This is a genomic window from Halobellus inordinatus (assembly GCF_024498335.1).
Taxonomy (GTDB): Archaea; Halobacteriota; Halobacteria; order Halobacteriales; family Haloferacaceae; genus Haloquadratum; species Haloquadratum inordinatus.
This window is the reverse complement of the sequence record NZ_CP101825.1, coordinates 1,065,902-1,084,229: the sequence shown is the minus strand read 5'-3', so window position 1 is coordinate 1,084,229 and position 18,328 is coordinate 1,065,902. Positions and strand designations below refer to the sequence as shown.

General features: G+C 65.7%; 22 protein-coding genes and 2 tRNA genes. 16 read left to right on the top strand and 8 right to left on the bottom strand.

The features are described 5' to 3' along the window. Positions 1 to 13: 13 nt before the first annotated feature. Both NO362_RS05535 and NO362_RS05530 read right to left on the bottom strand, forming a co-directional pair. Positions 14 to 283 carry a DUF7538 family protein gene (locus tag NO362_RS05535; protein WP_256546419.1) on the bottom strand — a complete coding sequence of 90 codons (270 nt, stop codon included), beginning with the start codon at positions 281 to 283 and terminating at the stop codon, positions 14 to 16. A 67-nt stretch (positions 284 to 350) separates the two neighbouring features. Then, positions 351 to 872: a DUF192 domain-containing protein gene (locus NO362_RS05530; RefSeq protein ID WP_256546418.1), complete on the bottom strand. Its 522-nt coding sequence runs from the start codon at positions 870 to 872 to the stop codon at positions 351 to 353. A gap of 92 nt (positions 873 to 964) precedes the next feature. Here NO362_RS05530 and NO362_RS05525 point away from each other — a divergent pair. Together NO362_RS05525 and NO362_RS05520 are read left to right on the top strand one after the other, a co-directional pair. Then, positions 965 to 1,038: transfer RNA gene (locus NO362_RS05525), tRNA-Val, on the top strand. 394 nt (positions 1,039 to 1,432) lie between these two features. Continuing rightward, positions 1,433 to 1,506, top strand: a tRNA-Phe gene (locus NO362_RS05520). A 328-nt stretch (positions 1,507 to 1,834) separates the two neighbouring features. On the opposite strand, the gene NO362_RS05515 is transcribed toward NO362_RS05520, so the two are convergent. After that, entirely contained in the window at positions 1,835 to 2,260 is a 426-nt protein-coding gene (locus NO362_RS05515) for a universal stress protein (RefSeq protein ID WP_256546417.1), read from the bottom strand. Positions 2,261 to 2,354: 94 nt separating this feature from the next. Here NO362_RS05515 and NO362_RS05510 point away from each other — a divergent pair, with 94 nt between their 5' ends. Then, a complete protein-coding gene (locus tag NO362_RS05510) occupies positions 2,355 to 2,516 on the top strand; it encodes a hypothetical protein (RefSeq protein WP_256287816.1) in 162 nt (53 codons plus the stop codon). A gap of 22 nt (positions 2,517 to 2,538) precedes the next feature. Here the strand turns inward: NO362_RS05510 and NO362_RS05505 are convergent, their stop codons facing one another. Continuing rightward, entirely contained in the window at positions 2,539 to 3,456 is a 918-nt protein-coding gene (locus NO362_RS05505; RefSeq protein WP_256546416.1) for a hypothetical protein, read from the bottom strand. Positions 3,457 to 3,958: 502 nt separating this feature from the next. On the opposite strand from NO362_RS05505, the gene NO362_RS05500 reads away from it, so the two are divergent. The 6 genes from NO362_RS05500 (at position 3,959) to NO362_RS05475 (ending at position 8,250) form a co-directional block, all read left to right on the top strand. After that, positions 3,959 to 4,153, top strand: a complete 195-nt coding sequence (locus NO362_RS05500) for a cold-shock protein (protein ID WP_121568930.1) — start codon at positions 3,959 to 3,961, stop codon at positions 4,151 to 4,153. Between the two features lie 227 nt (positions 4,154 to 4,380). Further along, entirely contained in the window at positions 4,381 to 5,205 is an 825-nt protein-coding gene (locus NO362_RS05495) for an aldo/keto reductase (RefSeq protein ID WP_369335099.1), read from the top strand. A 28-nt stretch (positions 5,206 to 5,233) separates the two neighbouring features. Beyond that, the gene (locus NO362_RS05490; protein WP_256546414.1) at positions 5,234 to 5,701 is read left to right on the top strand and encodes a VanZ family protein; all 468 of its coding nucleotides are present in this window, start codon (positions 5,234 to 5,236) and stop codon (positions 5,699 to 5,701) included. Positions 5,702 to 5,842: 141 nt separating this feature from the next. Further along, complete coding sequence (gene nucS / locus NO362_RS05485; protein WP_256546413.1) at positions 5,843 to 6,661, top strand: endonuclease NucS; 819 nt, start codon at positions 5,843 to 5,845, stop codon at positions 6,659 to 6,661. A gap of 102 nt (positions 6,662 to 6,763) precedes the next feature. Continuing rightward, positions 6,764 to 7,294, top strand: coding sequence for a 50S ribosomal protein L16 (locus NO362_RS05480; RefSeq protein ID WP_256546412.1), 531 nt, complete (start codon positions 6,764 to 6,766; stop codon positions 7,292 to 7,294). A 95-nt stretch (positions 7,295 to 7,389) separates the two neighbouring features. Beyond that, positions 7,390 to 8,250 carry an ATP-grasp domain-containing protein gene (locus tag NO362_RS05475; protein WP_256546411.1) on the top strand — a complete coding sequence of 287 codons (861 nt, stop codon included), beginning with the start codon at positions 7,390 to 7,392 and terminating at the stop codon, positions 8,248 to 8,250. A gap of 140 nt (positions 8,251 to 8,390) precedes the next feature. On the opposite strand, the gene NO362_RS05470 is transcribed toward NO362_RS05475, so the two are convergent. Further along, complete coding sequence (locus NO362_RS05470) at positions 8,391 to 8,756, bottom strand: Hsp20/alpha crystallin family protein (protein WP_121568935.1); 366 nt, start codon at positions 8,754 to 8,756, stop codon at positions 8,391 to 8,393. A gap of 382 nt (positions 8,757 to 9,138) precedes the next feature. On the opposite strand from NO362_RS05470, the gene gap reads away from it, so the two are divergent. The 3 genes from gap (at position 9,139) to NO362_RS05455 (ending at position 12,090) form a co-directional block, all read left to right on the top strand. After that, on the top strand, positions 9,139 to 10,185 hold the full coding sequence (gene gap, locus NO362_RS05465) for a type I glyceraldehyde-3-phosphate dehydrogenase (RefSeq protein ID WP_256546410.1): 1,047 nt from the start codon (positions 9,139 to 9,141) through the stop codon (positions 10,183 to 10,185). Between the two features lie 103 nt (positions 10,186 to 10,288). Further along, positions 10,289 to 11,512 carry a phosphoglycerate kinase gene (locus NO362_RS05460; protein ID WP_256546409.1) on the top strand — a complete coding sequence of 408 codons (1,224 nt, stop codon included), beginning with the start codon at positions 10,289 to 10,291 and terminating at the stop codon, positions 11,510 to 11,512. A 77-nt stretch (positions 11,513 to 11,589) separates the two neighbouring features. Next, positions 11,590 to 12,090: a metallophosphoesterase gene (locus NO362_RS05455; protein ID WP_256546408.1), complete on the top strand. Its 501-nt coding sequence runs from the start codon at positions 11,590 to 11,592 to the stop codon at positions 12,088 to 12,090. Between the two features lie 24 nt (positions 12,091 to 12,114). On the opposite strand, the gene NO362_RS05450 is transcribed toward NO362_RS05455, so the two are convergent. Next, positions 12,115 to 12,648, bottom strand: a complete 534-nt coding sequence (locus tag NO362_RS05450; protein ID WP_439331168.1) for a DUF2391 family protein — start codon at positions 12,646 to 12,648, stop codon at positions 12,115 to 12,117. A 162-nt stretch (positions 12,649 to 12,810) separates the two neighbouring features. Further along, entirely contained in the window at positions 12,811 to 13,884 is a 1,074-nt protein-coding gene (locus NO362_RS05445) for a type II glyceraldehyde-3-phosphate dehydrogenase (RefSeq protein ID WP_121569196.1), read from the bottom strand. Between the two features lie 215 nt (positions 13,885 to 14,099). Here NO362_RS05445 and NO362_RS05440 point away from each other — a divergent pair, with 215 nt between their 5' ends. From NO362_RS05440 to NO362_RS05425, 4 genes are all read left to right on the top strand, one after another. After that, positions 14,100 to 15,050 (top strand): aminopeptidase, encoded by a 951-nt coding sequence (locus NO362_RS05440; protein ID WP_256546406.1) that lies wholly within the window; start codon positions 14,100 to 14,102, stop codon positions 15,048 to 15,050. Between the two features lie 201 nt (positions 15,051 to 15,251). Beyond that, on the top strand, positions 15,252 to 15,911 hold the full coding sequence (locus NO362_RS05435; protein WP_256287804.1) for an HVO_0476 family zinc finger protein: 660 nt from the start codon (positions 15,252 to 15,254) through the stop codon (positions 15,909 to 15,911). A gap of 122 nt (positions 15,912 to 16,033) precedes the next feature. Then, positions 16,034 to 16,243, top strand: a complete 210-nt coding sequence (locus tag NO362_RS05430; protein WP_256287803.1) for a hypothetical protein — start codon at positions 16,034 to 16,036, stop codon at positions 16,241 to 16,243. Between the two features lie 139 nt (positions 16,244 to 16,382). Next, positions 16,383 to 17,189: a protein-L-isoaspartate O-methyltransferase family protein gene (locus NO362_RS05425; protein WP_256546405.1), complete on the top strand. Its 807-nt coding sequence runs from the start codon at positions 16,383 to 16,385 to the stop codon at positions 17,187 to 17,189. 42 nt (positions 17,190 to 17,231) lie between these two features. Here the strand turns inward: NO362_RS05425 and NO362_RS05420 are convergent, their stop codons facing one another. Further along, positions 17,232 to 18,326 (bottom strand): pyridoxal-phosphate dependent enzyme, encoded by a 1,095-nt coding sequence (locus NO362_RS05420; RefSeq protein WP_256546404.1) that lies wholly within the window; start codon positions 18,324 to 18,326, stop codon positions 17,232 to 17,234. Positions 18,327 to 18,328: the final 2 nt, after the last annotated feature.

Here is an 18,328-nt window from a genome sequence, read left to right as displayed (position 1 = left end):
TATTCGAGGAGGCTCACAGGGACCGGCGTTCGACGTCGGGATCGATCCCTGCCGCTTCGAGGTCCTCGCGAACGCGCCTCCGGAGTGGATCGGGAACCGTCTCCCGGCCGACGGGGACGGCGGTCTCGCCGTCGCCCTTCACCTTCCAGTAGAGGACGCACTCGGAGGGTTCGTAGAACTCGATACTGTAGTGGTCGTCGGTGCCGCGGTAGTGAACGCGCGCAGCGTAGCCTTCGGCCTGCCAGCCGTCGAGGGAATCGAGGCCGTCGAGCGAGCCGTCCATACGAACCCCGACGGGCGCGGTCACCCTCGGCCTTTCGTTCCGGGCCGGTGCGTCGACGACGGGAGTGCTACCCGTCTGCCGGCCCCCAGCGTCCCGCGACTCGAATCCGATCGCCCGGCTCGATACCGTGTTCTGTGGTGTAGTTGTACGGCACTTCCAGCACGTACTTGCCCCGGCCGCGGTAGCGCGTCAGGTCCGAGCCGGAGGTGCCCTCGGGCGGGAGTTCGGCGTGGTGGATGGTCGTGATCGTCCCGTTAGCGTCGACGAAGGCGATGTCGAGCGGGAAATCCATCTCACGCATCACGTAGGCGTGCTGTTCGTCGGCGTCGTGGACGAAGAGCATCCCCTCGTTCGGGCCGAGCGAGTTGGTGTCGCTGAGTCCGGTGTAACGCTTCTGTCCCGTGTCGGCGACGCGGACGTTCACCGACGCGAGCGCCTCGCCGGTCGCGTCGTCGACGACAGTGACTGTCGTCCGCTCGTACTCGCCGGTCGGAAGCAGCCCGGGGTTCATCGCGACGGCGACGATGCCGAGCGCGAGGAGGGCAGCGAGCGCGAGCGCGACGGTACCGAGCGTCGACCGATCGACCATACGCTGGGATTCGAGCGAGTCGGCGTAAGGATTCCGTCGTCGGGATTGGAAACCGTTCATCTTATACACGTGTGCAGACTGGTGTCGCCTACGGGCTCGTGGTCTAGCTGGTTATGACGCTTCCCTTACAAGGAAGAGGCCGGTGGTTCGAATCCGCCCGAGCCCATACGAGTGCCCGAGCGTAGGGAGGGCCGAGTCTGTCCCGAGCGGTGGATTCTGAACCAGGGAGCGAACGCAGTGAGCGACCGAGGTTCGAATCCGCCCGAGCCCACTAATTCTGTGCGAGCGACAGCGAGCACGAATTCGTGAACTGAGGAAGGAATCGAACTCAGAGAGTCGCAGCGTCGAGCGGAGCGAGGCGACCGTCTCTCGATTAGTTCGAATCCGCCCGAGCCCATCAGATTTTGTGACGGCAGCGACGACGAGTCCGAATGCCGTTACAGAGGTGGTGGGTTCGATGCAGGAAACGATGCAGGTCGGGCAATCGAATCGACCGACACCGGCGGCGGCGCGACAATCCGAAACCCTTTTTTATATACTCGGCTTCGATCGAAGTGCGCGCCGCCTTAGCTCAGACTGGGAGAGCACTCGACTGAAGATCGAGCTGTCCCCGGTTCAAATCCGGGAGGCGGCATTTTCCTGCGACCGAAGGGAGCAGTGAAAATGTTCCCGACCGCGATTTGAACCAGACGAGTCGCGCACAGCGAACGAAGTGAGCGAGCACGTCTCGGCGAGGTTCACAATCCGGGAGGCGGCATCCAGTTTCTACACGGTTTCCATTCGAGCAGCTTCCGCACTCGACTGAAGGTCGAGCTGTCCCCGTTCCCGCGAGCGGAGCGAGCGGGAAGTCGGAAGACGAGCGCAGCGAGTCTTTCGGGAGTTCATACTGTCGGACAGAAGTTCGTGAATCATATTGTCACCCACGGTGTGCCGGTGATTTTTACAAGTTCTGTCCGACAGTATCAGATGAGCAGGAGCGGCTCGTCGAGCCGACGGGCGACCTCGTGGGCGATGTGGCCCAGATGGACCGCTTCGTAGCCGCTCTCGCCGTGCGTGCCGAGGACGACCAGTTCGATCCCGTGGGTATCGACGTATTCGAGTATCTTTTCGTGGGGCGTTCCTCGGTCGACGTGAGTCTCGACGTAATCCACGGAGGAGTTGTACGCCTGCGCTTCGAGATCTGCGACGATTCGTTGGCCTTCGTCCTCGAGGTCGTCGAGCATCGTTTCGATCTCCGCCTCCGGTTTATCCGCAGAGAACTGCTCGGAATCAGCCACGTAGAGCAGGTGTAGGTCCGCGTTGAACAGGGTGGCCAACTCGATCGCTCGTTCGACGGCGTTCTCGGCGCCGTCGCTGCCGTCGGTGGGGGCGAGAATCGTCTCGTACATAACTAGCGTTTCTCCGCCTAGATAGTAGTTTGTTGGGGTGTAACACGGTGACGCTGCCCGCGATATTATGTGTATCCGCACTGAACGTACGGCTATGGCACCCGACGTCGAAGCGGAGAGCGACCTGCCGGCCAGCCTCGAGGAACTGTTGGACCAACACGAACCCGAGACGATAGCGGCGATTCGCGACTACTGTGATCAGTTGCTCGAAGCGTACGACATCGAAGAGGACCTCGACGAACGGACCTACGGGTAGCCGGCTGGAGAGCCGAGAACGACTAGGTGTAGCTGTCGATGAGCGCGGATACCTCGTCGATGTAGTCCTCGCGGACGCGTCTGTTCGACATCTCCTGGACGTGCGTCGACGTCTGATCGATACCCGGGCTCGTTCCGAGTGGTCGATCGACGAGGTCGTACTGTGAAATCAGTTCGACCGTTCCCTCGACTGCTTCGAGATTGTCGATGATCGCGTCGACCGCCTGCCTCACCTCGGTCCGGTCGGCAAAGTCGGGGCACCGCGTCATCCACCCACGATCGCCGCCGTGTTCGTAGGCGGCCCACACGTCGGCCTCGAAAAAGCTCGTTTCGCCCCGGTGTTCGATGTTCGAGGTGGCGTCGTCCTGCACGTAGATGGCGTACTCGGGCGCTTCCTGGTCGAGTCCGAAGATAGAGAAGAAGTCGTCCCACTCGGTCGGCAGGTCGTCGAGTTGGCCAGTCAACGCGACGTCCCACACCTGATTGCGGGCGTTCGTCCGCTCTGCGCGCCACGAATCGAAGCGGCCTTCGTCGACGAAGACGGGGATCGAATTTCGGCCGATCCCCTCGTACAGCCCCGCGTAGTAGACGCCCTCCATCGGCTCCAGCCGGACGACCGGTTGCCCGGAGCTGATGCTGACGAGCGCGTCGATACTGGTCGGTGCGTCTGTCGAGAGGGCGTCTCTGAACTCGAAGTGTCGCTGCTTGATGAGTCGTGGATCCCCGAAAATCATCGGGGCGTACAGAGACAGCGTCCCCTCGACTGTAACGTACGACCCAGTGTCGAGCGTGTCTCGGCGATGGGCGCTCCAGAACTCCTTGACCCCGCCGATTTCGTCGACGCCCCCGTCTGGCACGATGGACTTTCGCTGGTGGTAGGCACTCGCGGCGTTGACACCAAGCGTCAACGCTCCGAGCGTCGCCGAGATCGGATCGACCATATCGTACCCTCCAAACGACACTACTTAACAGTCATCGATCCCGACATCGGGCGTCGGTGCTCCGAGGACTCATAGTGATTACTCTCACTGTGTACCGCCGAGCGCCACTCTCGGTGGCGATGGTCGGCGGTAAGTGACGAGAGTAATCATTATCACACGTGCTGGGGGCTGCGATTTTTCCGGACTTGCCCGGGGGGCGAGGACGACGGACCACTATAGTAGCATTTGCGACTGATAGGGATTATCGTAACTATTCGGAGATTCTCGCCGTACCGTCCGGCGAGAAATCTATGCGGACTTACGATAATCCCTATGATTGCGACCCGATCACACGCTGTCGGGCGATCGGGTGCGTGAAGACGTGCAAATGCTACTATAGACAGAGACGAGAGCCAGCAACACCGGGCGGCCGCGAGTCCAGTTCTGGAGGCTCTCGGTCACACGGCGTGGTACCACGAGTCGCACAACAGTTATACATCGGCGGGGATTCGGTACGGTCGCAATGGCAAACGGCACTGTCGACTTCTTCAACGACACAGGCGGTTACGGCTTCATTTCCACCGAGGACGCGGACGAGGACGTCTTCTTCCACATGGAAGACATCGGCGGCCCGGACCTCGAAGAGGGTCAGGAACTCGAGTTCGAGATCGAGCAGGCCGACAAGGGCCCGCGCGCGAAGAACGTCGAGCGTCTGTAAGAAGTCGACGTACCACATACGTAGCGGACGGAGGCTGGCGGTCGAGCGGGCAGCTGATTCCGGTTCGGTTGCGGCAGTTCTCTGAAAAATCCTTCTTTCGGCACCGCGATCCCAGAGTTGCGACGCCGTCTCCGAGCCCACGATGAGATCGGGAGCCGATCGGTTCCGACCCCCACAATAGCCGACACGTTCTCGGCGACGGCGGTCAAAGCAGGCGTATGGTCGAGATGGAGTACGTCGAGGCGTACGGCGCGCGCGTCCCGAAGGTGGGACTCGGGACGTGGCAGCTCACGGGCGAGGAGTGCTACGAGACGGTGTCGACCGCGCTCGACGTGGGCTACCGGCACATCGACACCGCGCAGTTGTACGACAACGAGACGGAGGTGGGCCGCGCGATCGCCGACGCCGACGTCGATCGCGAGGACCTGTTTCTGACCACGAAGGTCTCGCCGCGAAACGCCGGCTACGACGACGTAATCCGATCGACGAAAGAGAGCCTGGAACGACTGGACACGCCCTACGTCGATCTGCTGTTGTTGCACTGGCCGAATCCGCTCGTCTCGGTGGGTGAGACGATGCGTGCGATGGATCGGCTCGTCGAGCAAGGGCTCGTCTACAACATCGGCGTCAGTAACTTCCCGAAGGTCTTCTTGGAGCGCGCACGCGAGGCTGCGGAGACGCCGATCGTAACGAATCAGGTCCAGTTTCACCCCTACAAGCCCCAGCGGCGAATGCTCGGCTACTGCCAGCGAGAAGAGATGTTCCTCACCGGCTACAGCCCGCTCGCCCGCGGCACTGCACTCGAAGACGATGACGTCCAGCGGCTCGCCGAAGCGTACGACAAGACGCCCGCCCAGATCGTTCTCCGGTGGGCCATCCAGCACCGCGACGTCGTCGTGATTCCGAAAGCCTCCGGCGAAGCCCACCTCCGCGAGAACCTCGAACTCTTCGACTTCAAACTCACCCGCTCGGAGGTCGAAGAGCTCACCAAGTCGTCGCTGCTCAGATCCGGGAAGGCGATGCTCGATGGGATGCTGAGCGAGCTCCGCTGATGGCTGCTCGCGGACGCACCCCGGATCGATGACCGACGCCGACGACCGCGGACGCGAGCACCCCTCTCGATCCCGACGCAGAGCGGGGAGCGTCGCTGCCGCGTGGACACTCATCGTCGTGCTCGCGTCGGTCGTCGACCCGGCAGCGATACTCGGCCCGGCCGCCGGCGGGGCCCCAGCGCAGAGCACCGGGACCGCGGGGGCAGTCGGGATGGACGTCTACACCGTCGCACACCTCGTCGCCTACGGTGTCCTCGCGTGGCTCGTGGGGGTGTGGTTCGACTCCGGCTCGGCCGACTCGAACGCTGTCCGCACCGCACTCGTCGCGGTCGGCGTCGCAGCGGCTGTCGGCTTTGGTGTTGAGGTCCTGCAGATCCCGGTGGCTGCGCGGGCGGGGAGTACGGCTGACGCCGTCGTGAACGTCGTCGGCGCAGTAACGGGCGTCACGACGCGTGCGACCGTCCGGACGGTCATACTATCGGACAGAAGCTCGTGAATCATTTTGGCACCCACAGGGTGCCGGTAATTTTCACATCGTTCTGTCCGACAGTATCAGGACCGCGCGAGATGGCGCGCGCCGGGGTCGGTGACAGCGGGGACGCGCGGTTTTTATTCACAGAGCCGAAACGGGATGGAGATGTCGGTCACGACGCTGCACCGCCCGACGCACCGCGACGCGCTCGGACTCCTAGAGACGGCGTTCGGCGACGGGCGGCTGGTGACCGTGTTCGGCCGATGTACCGTCGAGTACGACGGGCGAGCGTCGTCCAGCCTCGGCCCCGGCGATCGACTCATTATCTGCAAGCCCGACGGCACGATCCTCGTGCACACCGACGAGAAGCGCAAGCCGGTGAACTGGCAACCGCCGGGCTGTACTCATCGGGTGAGCGTCCGTGAGGGCCGGCTCAGAATCCGGAGCGAACGCTCCGCTCCCGAAGAGCGCCTCGACGTCGATTTCGAGCGGATCGAACAGGTCTCGGCGTACGAAGTGACCGATCGGAGCGATCTGACGTTGACCGGGAGCGAAGAGGACCTCCGACAGCGGATTCTCGACGATCCCGCGTTGATCGAACCGGGATTCGTTCCGGTCGCCACCGAGCGCGAGACGACAGCGGGGCCGGTGGACGTCTTCGGTGCCGACGCCGACGACCGGCCGGTCGTCGTGGAGTTGAAACGGCGGCGCGTCGGTCCCTCAGCAGCGAGCCAACTGCAGCGATACGTAGACGCACTCGACGAGGAGTTCCCCGGCGAAGACGTGCGCGGCATCCTGGTTGCCCCCTCCGTGACCGACCGGGCGGCCGCACTCCTCGAAGAGCGGGGCCTGGAGTTCGTCGCGCTGGACCCGGTCGGGGGAGACGGCGACGACAGCGAGAGCGACGACAGCGAGAGCGACGACAGCGAGAGCGACGACAGCGAGAGCGACGACAGCGAGAGCGGCACCGTCGACGGCGCGTAGGGGCCAAGGAGTCCCCGCGTGCAGACCCAGTGACTGCGGGCTCGGCGGCGAACAGTTCGAAGCGCTTTTAGGTCGTCTGGGCGTCGTTCCGCACAAGTAACTATGTCCGACAAACCCGCCTCCATGTACCGGGAACTGTCGAAGCCGTCCTACACGCGGCGAGAGTACATCACGGGCATTCCCGGCTCGAAGATCGCACAGCACAATATGGGTAACCTCCAGACCGGTCCCGAGGACTACCCGATCCAGATCAGCCTCCGCATCGAAGAGGAGTGTCAGATTCGCCACGGCTCGCTCGAATCCGCGCGCCTGTCGGCGAACCGCGTGATGCTCAAAGAGGTCGGACAGGAGAACTACAAGATGGTCCTCCGGAAGTTCCCCCACCAGGTCCTGCGTGAGAACAAGCAGGCGACCGGGGCGGGTGCGGACCGTGTCTCCGACGGAATGCGTCAGGCCTTCGGCAAGCCCGTCGGCACCGCCGCGCGCATCCAGCGCAACGAGCGCGTCTTCACCATCTACTGCAACCCCGAGGACGCCGAGGTTGCGAAGGACGCGCTCCGCCGCGCGTACAACAAGATGTCGCCGCCGTGCCGCGTCGAAGTCGAGAAGGGCGAGAAGCTCCTGGTCTCCTAGAGCCGCCGGGCACGCCGGTACCCGAACGCCACGCCGCGACGACTTCGCACCGCGAACCGGCCGCTTTTTGCGCTGTCGCTTCCACGCAGTAGTCGATGCTTCGACTCGCCGTGACGACGTCCTCGGAGACGTTCGAGCGGATGCGCGACCCGCTCGCCGCCCGCGACATCGCCGTCGAGCACCTGCAGGCGAAAGAGCGGGTCGTCGATCTCACGACGCCACCGACCCGTCACTTCGACGTCGGGTTCGTGTATCCCAGTCGCTTGATGGAGGGCGGCGTCGTGGACGGGCGCCACGCGATTCCGTGGGTGAACGACCGGGACGCGGTCGTCACCTCGCGGAACAAAGCGGGCGTGATCGCCGCGCTCTCCCGTGCTGGCGTGCCCGTCCCGGAGACGCGCCTGGTCTCGAACCCCGTCAGCGACGAGGACGTCGCCGCGGCCGTCGCCGACCTCGACTTTCCCATCGTCGTCAAGCCGAACTCCGCGACCCGGGGCGTCGGCGTCGCGAAAGCCACCGATCTCGACTCCCTTTTGGGCATCGTCGACTACCTGAACCTCGTCCACGACTACCGCGCGACGGGCGATCAGTCCTATCTCCTGCAGGAGTACCTGCCGAACGCGCGCGATTACCGCATAATGGTCGTCGACGGGACCGTCGTCGGGGGCGTCGAACGCCAACTTTCGGACGACGCGCGCGAGGCGGGGCGCTGGAAGCACAACGTCCACCGCGGGGCGACGGCGACAGCGGCCGACGTTCCTGACGACCTCCGAACGCTCGCCGCCGACGCCGCCGCCGAACTCGACATCGACTACCTCGGCGTCGACGTGCTGGTCTCGGACGGCCGGGCGGTCGTCTCGGAGACGAACGCGCGGCCGACCATCGACGACGAAAAGTACGCGGACGGCTTCTGGGACCGACTCGCAGCGCTGATTCGGCGGACAGCGAGCGAGTGATCGGCTCGGGCCGAGTCGAGGACGTACCTGCGGAATCAGGAGCAGGAGCGGGAGCGGTCGCGTCGCTCGTGTAAGTGGTTCCGAAAGAGTCCAGTGGGGGTGCGGCCGAGCCGCGTTACAGCGGCGTGGCGAAAGCGCCCTCAGTCGAGGTCGATCGAGGCCGAGTCGTCGACCTTCTGCAGCGTGACCTGGAGGATACCGTTGTTGAACGACGCGCTCGCGCTGTGTTCGTCGACGCGAGTCGGCAGGCGGATGCGTTCGTCGTACTCGCGACGGTCGCCGGCAGCGGAGATCGTGAGCACTTCGCCGTCGCACTTCAGTTCGATGGCGTCCTTCGTGACGCCCGGGAGGTCGGCGACGAGTCGAAGCTCCTCGCCCTCGTCGTAGATGTCGACGTGGGTCTCGGAAGCGAACCCGGTGGCATCGTTGCCGGTCATTTCGTCCATCATCCGTTCGATCCCCTCGAAGAAGTCGTCGAACGGGTCGTCGCGGTCGTCTCTCATCACCCCCTGCTAGGTCGGTTTCGATGAAAAGCCTTCTCCCCCCGGCGGGATCGGCCGGACGACAGAGTCTAGGCGGGCCGTGCGGCGGTTTTCCGAAGCGGTCCAGCCAAAAAGTGAGACACAGATGAGAGAATGTCGAGAGCGGCGAGCGTATCGAGAGCGGCACGGGAAGACGGAGGCGGTACCTGTGCCCGGGGAGATAGAGTATTAAATTTCTGATCTTTTTGATCCTCAGCGACTGCCGACGCCGAAGCCACTGGCGGTTCTCCAGTAATACCGAGTCACGAGACGGTCGTGCGAGACGCCGAGACCCGTTCTGGTGCCCGTCTTAGCCGCAAACTCGATGACACCGGGATTCAAGTAGGATGGAATAGTAAACTCGGATATGAGTGAACAATCGGATATGAACGCAGACGTGGACGACGGCGACGCCGTTCGAGTCGCGCTGAACGGCTTCGGTCGGATCGGTCGCAACGTACTCCGGGCCGTCCGAGACGACCCGCGAGTCGAACTCGTCGGCATCAACGACGTGATGGATTTCGAGGATATGGCGTATCTCGCGAAGTACGACACGGTGATGGGCCGCCTCGACGACGTCGCGCTCGACGGCGACTCGCTCGTCGTCGGCGACACGTCGGTCCCGCTGTACAACGTCCAGAATCCGACCGAACTGCCGTGGGGTGAACTCGACGTCGACGTCACGCTGGAGTGTACCGGCATCTTCCGCACGAAGGACGACGCCGCCGCGCATCTGGAGGCCGGCGCGGACAAAGTCATCATCTCTGCGCCGCCGAAGGGCGACAAGCCGGTCAAGCAACTCGTGTACGGTGTCAACCACCACGAGTACGACGGCGAGGACGTCGTCTCGAACGCCTCCTGTACGACGAACTCCGTCAGCCCCGTCGCGAAAGTGCTCGACGAGGAGTTCGGCATCGAGAGCGGTCTCCTGACGACCGTCCACGCCTACACCGGCAGCCAGAACCTCGTCGACGGCCCGATGTCGAAGACGCGCCGCGGCCGCGCCGCCGCCGAGAACATCGTCCCCACCTCGACCGGGGCGGCGCAGGCGACGACCGAGATTCTGCCCCAACTCGAAGGCAAACTCGACGGGATGGCGATCCGCGTGCCGGTCCCGAACGGCTCGATCACCGAACTGGTCGTCTCCCTCGAGGCGACGCCCTCCGTCGAGGAGCTCAACGACGCCTTCCGCGGCGCCGCCGACTCCGGGCCGCTCGCGGGCGTCCTTGGGTACACCGACGACGAGGTCGTCTCCTCGGACATCCAGGGCCTGCCCTTCTCCTCGACGGTCGACCTCCAGTCGACGAACCAGGTCAACGGCGGCGGCCTCTACAAGATCCTGACGTGGTACGACAACGAGTACGGCTTCTCCAACCGGATGCTCGACGTGGCCCACTACGTCACGCACGGCTGATCGGCAGACGGTTTTTTCTACTGTCGTGGTAACAGACCACACACCGGACTCGCATCCGAACACGACTAAGTAACACCATTCCGAGCACACGGGACAGAGAGCGATGTCCACCCCCACAGCCACGTTCAAAACGCTCGACGACCTCGAATCCGACCAGCGCGTGCTCGTCCGCCTCGATCTGAACTCTCCCATCGAAGACGGCGAGCCGCAGGACAACCGCCGCTTCGAGCGCCACGCCGAGACGGTGCGAGAGCTCGCGGACGCGGGCCACCGCGTCGTTCTGCTGGCGCACCAGGGGCGACCCGGCCGCGACGACTTCGTTTCGCTGGCCGGCCACGCCGACATCCTCGCCTCGCACGTCGGCCGCGACGTCGGCTTCGTCGCCGACACCTACGGCGACGATGCTATCGACGCTATCGGGGCGCTCGAACCCGGCGAGATTCTCCTCTTAGAGAACACGCGGATGTGCGACGACGAACTCCCTGAGGAGGACCCCGAGGTCAAAGCCGAGACCGAGTTCGTCCAGTCGCTCGCGCTGCACTTCGACGCGTACGTGAACGACGCGTACTCGGCGGCGCACCGCTCGCACGCCTCGCTCGTCGGCTTCCCGCAGGTCCTGCCCGCCTACGCCGGGCGCGTGATGCAGACCGAGTACGAGGCCAACACCGCCATCGCCGAAAAGGAGTTCGACGGGCAGGTGACGATGGCCGTCGGCGGCACGAAGGCGACGGACGTCATCGACGTGATGAACAATCTCGGCGACAAGGTCGACGACTTCCTGCTCGGCGGCATCGCGGGCGAGCTGTTCCTCCGCGCCGCGGGCCACCCGGTCGGCTTCGATCTCGACCCCGAACAGGACCTCTACGACACCCAGTGGGAGCAGAACCACGAACTCGTCGAGGAGATGCTCGCAGAGCGCGGCGAGCAGATCACGCTGGCGACCGACCTGGCCTACGAGGCCGAGGGCGAGCGCGCGGAGATCGACGTCGACGAGATCGAGGAGAAAGACGTCTCGTTCCTCGACGTCGGCACCGACACCGCCGAGGGGTATGCGGATGTCGTCCGCGACTCCGAGGCCGTCTTCGTGAAGGGCGCACTGGGCGTCTTCGAGGACGAGCGCTTCTCGGTCGGCACCGTGACCGTACTCGAAGCTATCGCCGAGACCGACTGTTTCTCCGTCGTCGGCGGCGGCGACACCTCCCGCGCGATCGGGATGTACGGGATGGACGAAGCCGACTTCGACCACGTCTCGATCGCCGGCGGCGCGTACATCCGCGCGCTGACCGGCCAGCCGCTTGCGGGCGTCGAGGCGCTGAAAGAGCAGTAACGTCGCGAGCGAGGATCGAATCGCTAGCGACGCCCCCGTCGAAGCGCTGAAGCAGGCGTGCGTCGAATCGGATACCGATGCGCGTCGGACTCTGTTCTGATACCCACGACAACCTCGATCTGGCACGCGCCGCCGTCGAAACGTTCGAGAGCGAGGGCGTCGACGCCGTGATCCACTGCGGCGACGTCGTCGCGCCGTTCACCGCCGCCGTCTTCGACGCCGACTTCGCCTTCCACGCCGTCCGCGGCAACAACGACGGCGAGTGGGCGCTCGCGGAAACGATCGAAGCGTTCGGGACGTACCACGGCGAGAGCGCCGCGCTGACGTTCGACGGCGTCGACCTCGCCGTCTATCACGGCACGAGCGAACGGCTCGTGGACGCGCTCCTCGCGTGCGGCGACTACGACTACGTCGTCCGCGGGCACACCCACGAACGGACGCACGAGGAACGCGATGGCACGGTTCACGTCAATCCGGGCGGACTGCCGTTCCCCGACGCGGACGACGTCTATCACGTCGCGACGCTCGATACCGAGACGCGCGAGGTGACGTTCCACGAGATTCGACCGGAGGAGTAGCGATTTTCGTCGGTCCCGACGCAGTCACGTCGCCGGGAGGATGTCGCCGAGCGCCGCGCCGATGCTCATCGGTACGAACGCGACGGCGACGTCCGCGAGCGCCAAGAGCGGCGTTCCCCACTCGACGCGTCCCCACCCGGTCATCACGACCGCCGCGGTGAGAAACGAGACGCCGAGGACGCCCACGAGTCGCCGGGGGAGGACTCCGAAGAGCGGTTCCTGCACGCGGACGTCCTGAATGTCGGCGACGTAGAGGATGCCGATGACGAGTCCGACTCCGGCGAGGAGCGTTCCAACGAGCAAGGGCGGATGCGCGGCGAGGAATCGGCCCACTTCGTTCGTGCCACCCTCGACGAACATCGGGATACCGAACAGGACACAGCCCAGAAACGCCTCCGCGAGGTCGCCGCGGTCGAACCCGCGGACGACCCGGCCGAAGACGCCAGCGTTCCGTGCGGCCGACACGGCGGCGCGGCGGGCAGTTCGGACGCGTTCTCGTTCCGCCGGAGAGTCGACGGTCGCTTCGAGCGCGTCGAACTCTGCGAGGAGGCGGTCCATCTCGTCGTCCGGCGGCGCGTCTGAACCGGCGTCGGCGGCCGCTGAGTCGGTTGTGTGGGCGTCGTCGGTCACGGACGCGACCACTCGGTGAGAACAGATAAACGTGGGCGGCGGAACGGTCGTCGGTGCGGCCCGTCGAGCGGGTCGGCGGCGTGTCGTCGATCAGTCGTCGGCGGCCTCGGCTTCGACCTGGCCGGACTCGCTAAAACCCGCGGGATCACCCGAGAGACCGACGCCGAGCGTCCGATTCGTGCGCTCGATGCTCTCGTCGGCGTCCGCGGACTCGGTCACGGCACGGATCGCGTCGACGTTCTCGGGGACGACGTCGGACTCCTGGTGGATCGCCTGGAAGAGATAGAGGTCACGACCCTCGGTCGCGATCGACTCACCCCACAGGCAGTTCTCCCAGAGGTCGCCGCGGGGTCGGCCGGCGTCGAGCGCGAAGTCCTTGAGCTTTCCAGCCCCGTCGAGACCGAGGCCCTCCGGAATGACGTAGACGCGGGATTCGCCCTCTAGCAGTTGGCGGACGTGTGCGGCCGTGACGTCCGATTCGAGCGTGACGTTGAGCGCGTGAACGTGCATCAGCGTCGCCGGGACCTTCAGCCCCATCGTGTCGATTTCGAGATCGGGGAAGATCGTCTTGACGTCGGGGCCGTGGTGCGACGGGATGCCGATCGGGTCCGGAAGAATGTCGTTGATCGGACCGCGGGAGTTCTGGCCTGGGTCGCCGCCACGGCGAACGAGCGTCGCGCGAACCTTCTCGACGCCGTAGGCCTCCTCCAGCGGTGCGACGAGCCGCGAGATCCCGGTCGTGTTACAGGAGACGACGCGGACGGAGTCGGCGCCGCGGGCGTCGTCGTAGTTCGACCGGGCGTTGAAGCTCACGTCGGCGACGTCCGCGTCCTCGCCGCCCTGGAAGATCGCCGGCGTGTCGTAGGAAGCGTACAGCGACTTGTTCTCGGCGCCGATGCCCGACGGCGTGGCGTCGACCATCACGTCGGCGTCGGCGACCAACTCGTCGACGATGCCCGCGGTCTCGATGCCAGCGTCCCCGAAGAGCGGGGCGCGCTCGGGGATGGCGGCGTACATCGGGTAGCCGCGCTCGACGGCGGTGTGGGCCTCGAAGTTGGGCTGCGTCTTGGCGACGCCGGCGACTTCCATATCTGGCTGGGCCGCGACGGCGTCGGCGACGCGCTTACCGATCGTTCCGTAACCGTTGACACCCACTCGTATCATCATTCGAGAATCCGGGGAGCACACGCATAGTTATTTCGGAGCATAATGGAAAGAAATTAACTCCGCGGCGAGTAACGCGGGCGATTTTCCCGAGGGCGAGTAACGAACGAGCGAGGCCCTGAAACGGGTTCACACGCATCTTCGTCTCCGAGGAGGATTTCCGAGAAACCGCCCCGATGCGAACGCCTAACTCCGCGGACGCCTCACCGGATAGTATGTCGAACGACGGACTCGCGACTGCCGCGAGGACGGCAGTCGAGCAGTGTATGGCCCTCGAAGCGTCCGAATCGTGCGTCGTCGTCACCGACGACAAACGCCGGCCGATCGGCGAAGCGCTCTATGAGGCCGCGTGCGCGGTCTCAGAGGACACGACGATCCTCCAGTATCCGCCGGGCGATCAGCACGGCGAGGAACCGCCCGCGACGGTGGCCGCCGCGATGGCCGCAGCCGACGTCTTCCTCGCGCCGACGACGAAGAGCGTCAGTCACACGCGCGCCCGCGGCGACGCCTGCGAGGCTGGCGCACGCGGCGCGACCCTCCCCGGAATCACCGAAGACGTGTTCGTCACGGGTCTCGACGCCGACTACGAGACCATCGCCCAGCACTGCCGCGACGTGCTCGCGCAGGTCGCAGACGCAGACGAGATTCGCGTGACCGCGCCGGCGGGCACGGACATCACCTTCGAGACTGGCGACAGGGAGTGGAACACCGACACGGGTATCGTCCACGACGCCGGCGGCTTCTCGAATCTCCCCGCTGGCGAAGTGTTCGTCTCGCCGACGAACGCCGACGGCACCTACGTCGTCGACGGGACAATGCGACCGCACGGCCTCCTCGACGACGGGCAGAAACTCCGGTTCGAGGTCGAAGACGGCTACGTCACCGAGATTTCGGACGACGAGATCCGATCGCAGGTCGAGGAAGCCGCCGAGGAGGTCGGCCGCGACGCGTACAACCTCGCGGAACTCGGCATCGGGACCAACGTCGGGGTGACCGACCTCGTCGGCTCCGTCCTCCTCGACGAGAAGGCGGCCGGGACGATCCACATCGCGATCGGCGACGACGCCGGAATTGGCGGCGACACGAACGCACCGCTGCATCTCGACGGGATCGTGCGAGAGCCGACCGTGTGGGCGGACGGCGAGGAAGTGGAGCTTCCTCGGTGAGCGAGCGGCGGAGCCGCGAGCGGGGACGTCGTCGACCTCCCGAACGTCGAGCAGTAAGCCGCGAGAACGGAGGGCAGGTGGGCCTGCCTCGACAGACGGCGAGGCGGGCACCAACGCAGCACGAAACCCTCGTGAGCCAGCGACTCGCACGCTGCCCCGCGGAAGGGCGGACTTTTACGGCCAGACGGGTTACGGAGCCGTATGAGCACGCCACAGGACCGCATCGCGGTCGAATGTCCCTCCTGTTCGCCCGCTGAACCGACGGTCCACGAGGTACTGAAAGAAGGCAGCGGTCACCACACCGTCCGCTGCACGGAGTGCGGTCACGTCCACAAGGTCCGCATCGAGACGGAGACCGAAATCGAGCGCGACGTCGTCGTCTCCCAGGACGGCGAGTCGTTCTCGACGAGCGTCGACGCGCCGCCCGAAGAGACCATCGCCGTCGGCGAGGAGTTCATCGTCGACAGCGAGGAGGCCATTATGCTCGTTCGGATCACCGGCATCGAGGTCGGCCCCGAACAGCGCACCGAGGAGGCGACGATCGAGGACGTCGACACCATCTGGACCCGCGCGGTCGACAACGTCACCGTCAAAGTGACCGTCAACCCCAAAGAGGGGACCGGCGACCGCGAGTCGACCCGAAGTTTCGAGTTACAGCTTCCGGGCGACCACGAGTTCGTCGTCGGCGAGACCGAATCCTTCGGCGACGAGGAGTTCGACGTGAAGGCGATTCAGGTTCGTCAGGACGCCCCCGAGTACCGCCACGGAAAACTCGACCACGAGGGAGATATGGTCTACGCGAAAGACGTCAAGCGACTCTACGGTACCGACAAGACGACGTCCGCCTGGTCGGCCTGGTAGCGATACAGCGACGTTTTCGGGTACTCACGGTGGCAGATGGCCGCCCGTATTCCTGTTTTGAACGATGCAGATTTGAGTCACCGATACGCTTACGTTATCATCGGAAAAAACACAATTCCGAAGTGACACGAATTGCCGCCCACGCCCTCCTCGTAGTCGCGGGTACAGCCGCCGTGCCGATCGTCTTCGGGGGAGTGCTCTTCCCGGAGTGGACGTTCGCGACCGTCGGCTTCCTCGGTTACCTAGCCGCTGTCGCGCTCGTGGTCGTCACGGGGATGAGCCTCGCCGTCGTCGACCTCACGAGCGCCGTCGAGCGGCTGCTCGGCCCGTGAGAGGAAACGATTCGGCCCGCTGGAAACAGCGGTAGCGTGTATCCGGGGGCGACGGACACACGCGCCATCCCTCGTCGAGCGACTGCGCCGCGGCGGGCGGAGCGTGCAGTTGATTAGTGCGCACCTCCGAGAGCGACGTATGGATCCCGGGGAACTGCGCGGGGATATGGTCGACGGCCTCGAAGAGCGGCTGACGGTCGATGCGGCCGTCTCCCTCGCGATGCGGACGGTGCCCCGTCAGGAGTTTGTCGACGACGCACCGTACGACGATCGAAGCGGCGACGCGGCCGGCACACTCTCACCGGAGATCGTCGCGCGGCTCCTGACGGCGCTCGACGTCGACGCTCCAGAGAGCGCAGCCGCGGCTGAGCCCACAGCGGGGACACGTCGGGAGACCGAGGGCGGACGCGACCGAACTGGCGACGTCCTCGTCGTCGGCGCGGGCGTCGGCTACACCGCGGCCTTGCTCGCGGAGATCCTCGACGAGACGCGCGTCCACGCCGTCGACATCGACCGACGGCTCGTCTACGCCGCGCGCTCGAACCTCGATTCGGCGGGCTACGGCGGCGTCCTCGTCGACGCCCGCGACGGAGCCAACGGCCTCCCCGAGTACGCTCCCTTCGACCGGATTCTGGTCGAGGCGGCCGCGATCGACCCGCCGAAGCGACTCGTCGACCAGCTCGCTCCCGACGGACGGCTCGTCCTCCCGCTCGGCGGTCCCGAGCAGACGCTCGCCGCCGTGGACGCCTCGGGCGACGTGATCGAGCGCCACGGGCCGGTAGCGTTCAAGCCGCTGCTCGTCGACGGGGAACAGGGCAGCGCCCCGGCCCGGAATCGGACGGTGAGAGAGGACGCCGAACGGGCGAGCGCGGACGGCTACTTCGCGAAGACCGGCTGGGAACAGGACTGGATCGACTGGGACGAGCAGTTGCGTCGTCATCGATAGCGTCGGCGTCGGTCGAGCCGGTCCGGGTCGCTTTTTCGAACGCTACTGCGTTTTCAGCCCGCTTCCGGTGAGCGGGACGACCACGTCGTCGTCGGGAGCGACGACGCCGCGCTCGCGGTAGGCGGCGAGTGCGGCGGGCGCGACCGCGCAGGTGGGCTCGACGTAGAAGCCGTGTCGGTGTAAGGCGTCGCGCTCGCGTTCGACCGCCGCCGCCGGGACCGCGATGGCGTCGCCGTCGGTGGCCTCGATGCAATCGAGAATCTGCGTCTTTCTGACAGGGTCGCGGATCTGAATCCCGTCCGCGACGTCGTTGGAGCCGGCGGCAGCGTCCTCGCCGTGGAGCTCGGCAGCGATGGGCGCATAGCCCGCCGCCTGTGCGCCGAGGAGACGCGGCAGCTCGTCGATCCAGCCGGCCTCGCGGAGGGCACGAAAGCCGCGGTACGCGCCCAAAAAGAGCGTGCCGTGGCCGAGCGGCGTCACGACGGCGTCCGGCGCGGTCCACTCGCGCTGGGCGCACACCTCGTAGGCGAACGTGGCCGTCCCCGCGAAGAACGCCGGGTTCCACGCGTGTGAGGCGTACCACGCGTCGCCGGACTCGACGGCGTCGACGCAGGCGCCGGTCACGTCCTCGCGACTCCCGTCGATCGGGACGGGCGTCGCGCCGGCGCGTTCGATCGCACGGCGCTTGGCGGGCTTCACCGACGACGGGACGTAGATGTCGGCGTCGATGCCCGCGCGGGCGGCGTACGTCGCGATCGCCGCACCGGCGTTCCCCGAGGAGTCCTCGACGACGCGCTCGACGCCGAGTTCCGCGGCGACCGACAGCGTCACCGTGGCGCCGCGATCCTTGAACGAGCCGGTCGGAAAGACGTATTCGAGTTTGAACTGGGCGTCCCAGTCGGGGGCGTCGACGAGCGGCGTCAGGCCTTCGCCGAGCGAGACGTGCGGGTCGACCGGGAGGAAGTCGTCGAACGACCACAGCCCGGCGCAAGTGTCCGCCCACGAGGTCGGTGGCTCGCGATCCGCGGGCGTCGGGGTCGACGCGAACTCCAGTGGCGCGCCGCAGTCACACCGCCAGGTCCACGCGTCGTAGGTCCGGTCGCACCCGGAGCAGTGGAGCGTGAGCGGGGAAGACATAC

What these genes read in the sequence shown, in the direction of transcription:
- NO362_RS05535 (WP_256546419.1), bottom strand. Translation starts at nt 283, where the DNA reads ATGGACGGCTCGCTCGACGGCCTCGATTCCCTCGACGGCTGGCAGGCC.
- NO362_RS05530 (WP_256546418.1), bottom strand. Translation starts at nt 872, where the DNA reads ATGGTCGATCGGTCGACGCTCGGTACCGTCGCGCTCGCGCTCGCTGCC.
- NO362_RS05515 (WP_256546417.1), bottom strand. Translation starts at nt 2,260, where the DNA reads ATGTACGAGACGATTCTCGCCCCCACCGACGGCAGCGACGGCGCCGAG.
- NO362_RS05510 (WP_256287816.1), top strand. Translation starts at nt 2,355, where the DNA reads ATGGCACCCGACGTCGAAGCGGAGAGCGACCTGCCGGCCAGCCTCGAG.
- NO362_RS05505 (WP_256546416.1), bottom strand. Translation starts at nt 3,456, where the DNA reads ATGGTCGATCCGATCTCGGCGACGCTCGGAGCGTTGACGCTTGGTGTC.
- NO362_RS05500 (WP_121568930.1), top strand. Translation starts at nt 3,959, where the DNA reads ATGGCAAACGGCACTGTCGACTTCTTCAACGACACAGGCGGTTACGGC.
- NO362_RS05495 (WP_369335099.1), top strand. Translation starts at nt 4,381, where the DNA reads ATGGAGTACGTCGAGGCGTACGGCGCGCGCGTCCCGAAGGTGGGACTC.
- NO362_RS05490 (WP_256546414.1), top strand. Translation starts at nt 5,234, where the DNA reads ATGACCGACGCCGACGACCGCGGACGCGAGCACCCCTCTCGATCCCGA.
- nucS (WP_256546413.1), top strand. Translation starts at nt 5,843, where the DNA reads ATGTCGGTCACGACGCTGCACCGCCCGACGCACCGCGACGCGCTCGGA.
- NO362_RS05480 (WP_256546412.1), top strand. Translation starts at nt 6,764, where the DNA reads ATGTCCGACAAACCCGCCTCCATGTACCGGGAACTGTCGAAGCCGTCC.
- NO362_RS05475 (WP_256546411.1), top strand. Translation starts at nt 7,390, where the DNA reads ATGCTTCGACTCGCCGTGACGACGTCCTCGGAGACGTTCGAGCGGATG.
- gap (WP_256546410.1), top strand. Translation starts at nt 9,139, where the DNA reads ATGAGTGAACAATCGGATATGAACGCAGACGTGGACGACGGCGACGCC.
- NO362_RS05460 (WP_256546409.1), top strand. Translation starts at nt 10,289, where the DNA reads ATGTCCACCCCCACAGCCACGTTCAAAACGCTCGACGACCTCGAATCC.
- NO362_RS05455 (WP_256546408.1), top strand. Translation starts at nt 11,590, where the DNA reads ATGCGCGTCGGACTCTGTTCTGATACCCACGACAACCTCGATCTGGCA.
- NO362_RS05450 (WP_439331168.1), bottom strand. Translation starts at nt 12,648, where the DNA reads ATGGACCGCCTCCTCGCAGAGTTCGACGCGCTCGAAGCGACCGTCGAC.
- NO362_RS05445 (WP_121569196.1), bottom strand. Translation starts at nt 13,884, where the DNA reads ATGATACGAGTGGGTGTCAACGGTTACGGAACGATCGGTAAGCGCGTC.
- NO362_RS05440 (WP_256546406.1), top strand. Translation starts at nt 14,100, where the DNA reads ATGTCGAACGACGGACTCGCGACTGCCGCGAGGACGGCAGTCGAGCAG.
- NO362_RS05435 (WP_256287804.1), top strand. Translation starts at nt 15,252, where the DNA reads ATGAGCACGCCACAGGACCGCATCGCGGTCGAATGTCCCTCCTGTTCG.
- NO362_RS05425 (WP_256546405.1), top strand. Translation starts at nt 16,383, where the DNA reads ATGGATCCCGGGGAACTGCGCGGGGATATGGTCGACGGCCTCGAAGAG.
- NO362_RS05420 (WP_256546404.1), bottom strand. Translation starts at nt 18,326, where the DNA reads ATGTCTTCCCCGCTCACGCTCCACTGCTCCGGGTGCGACCGGACCTAC.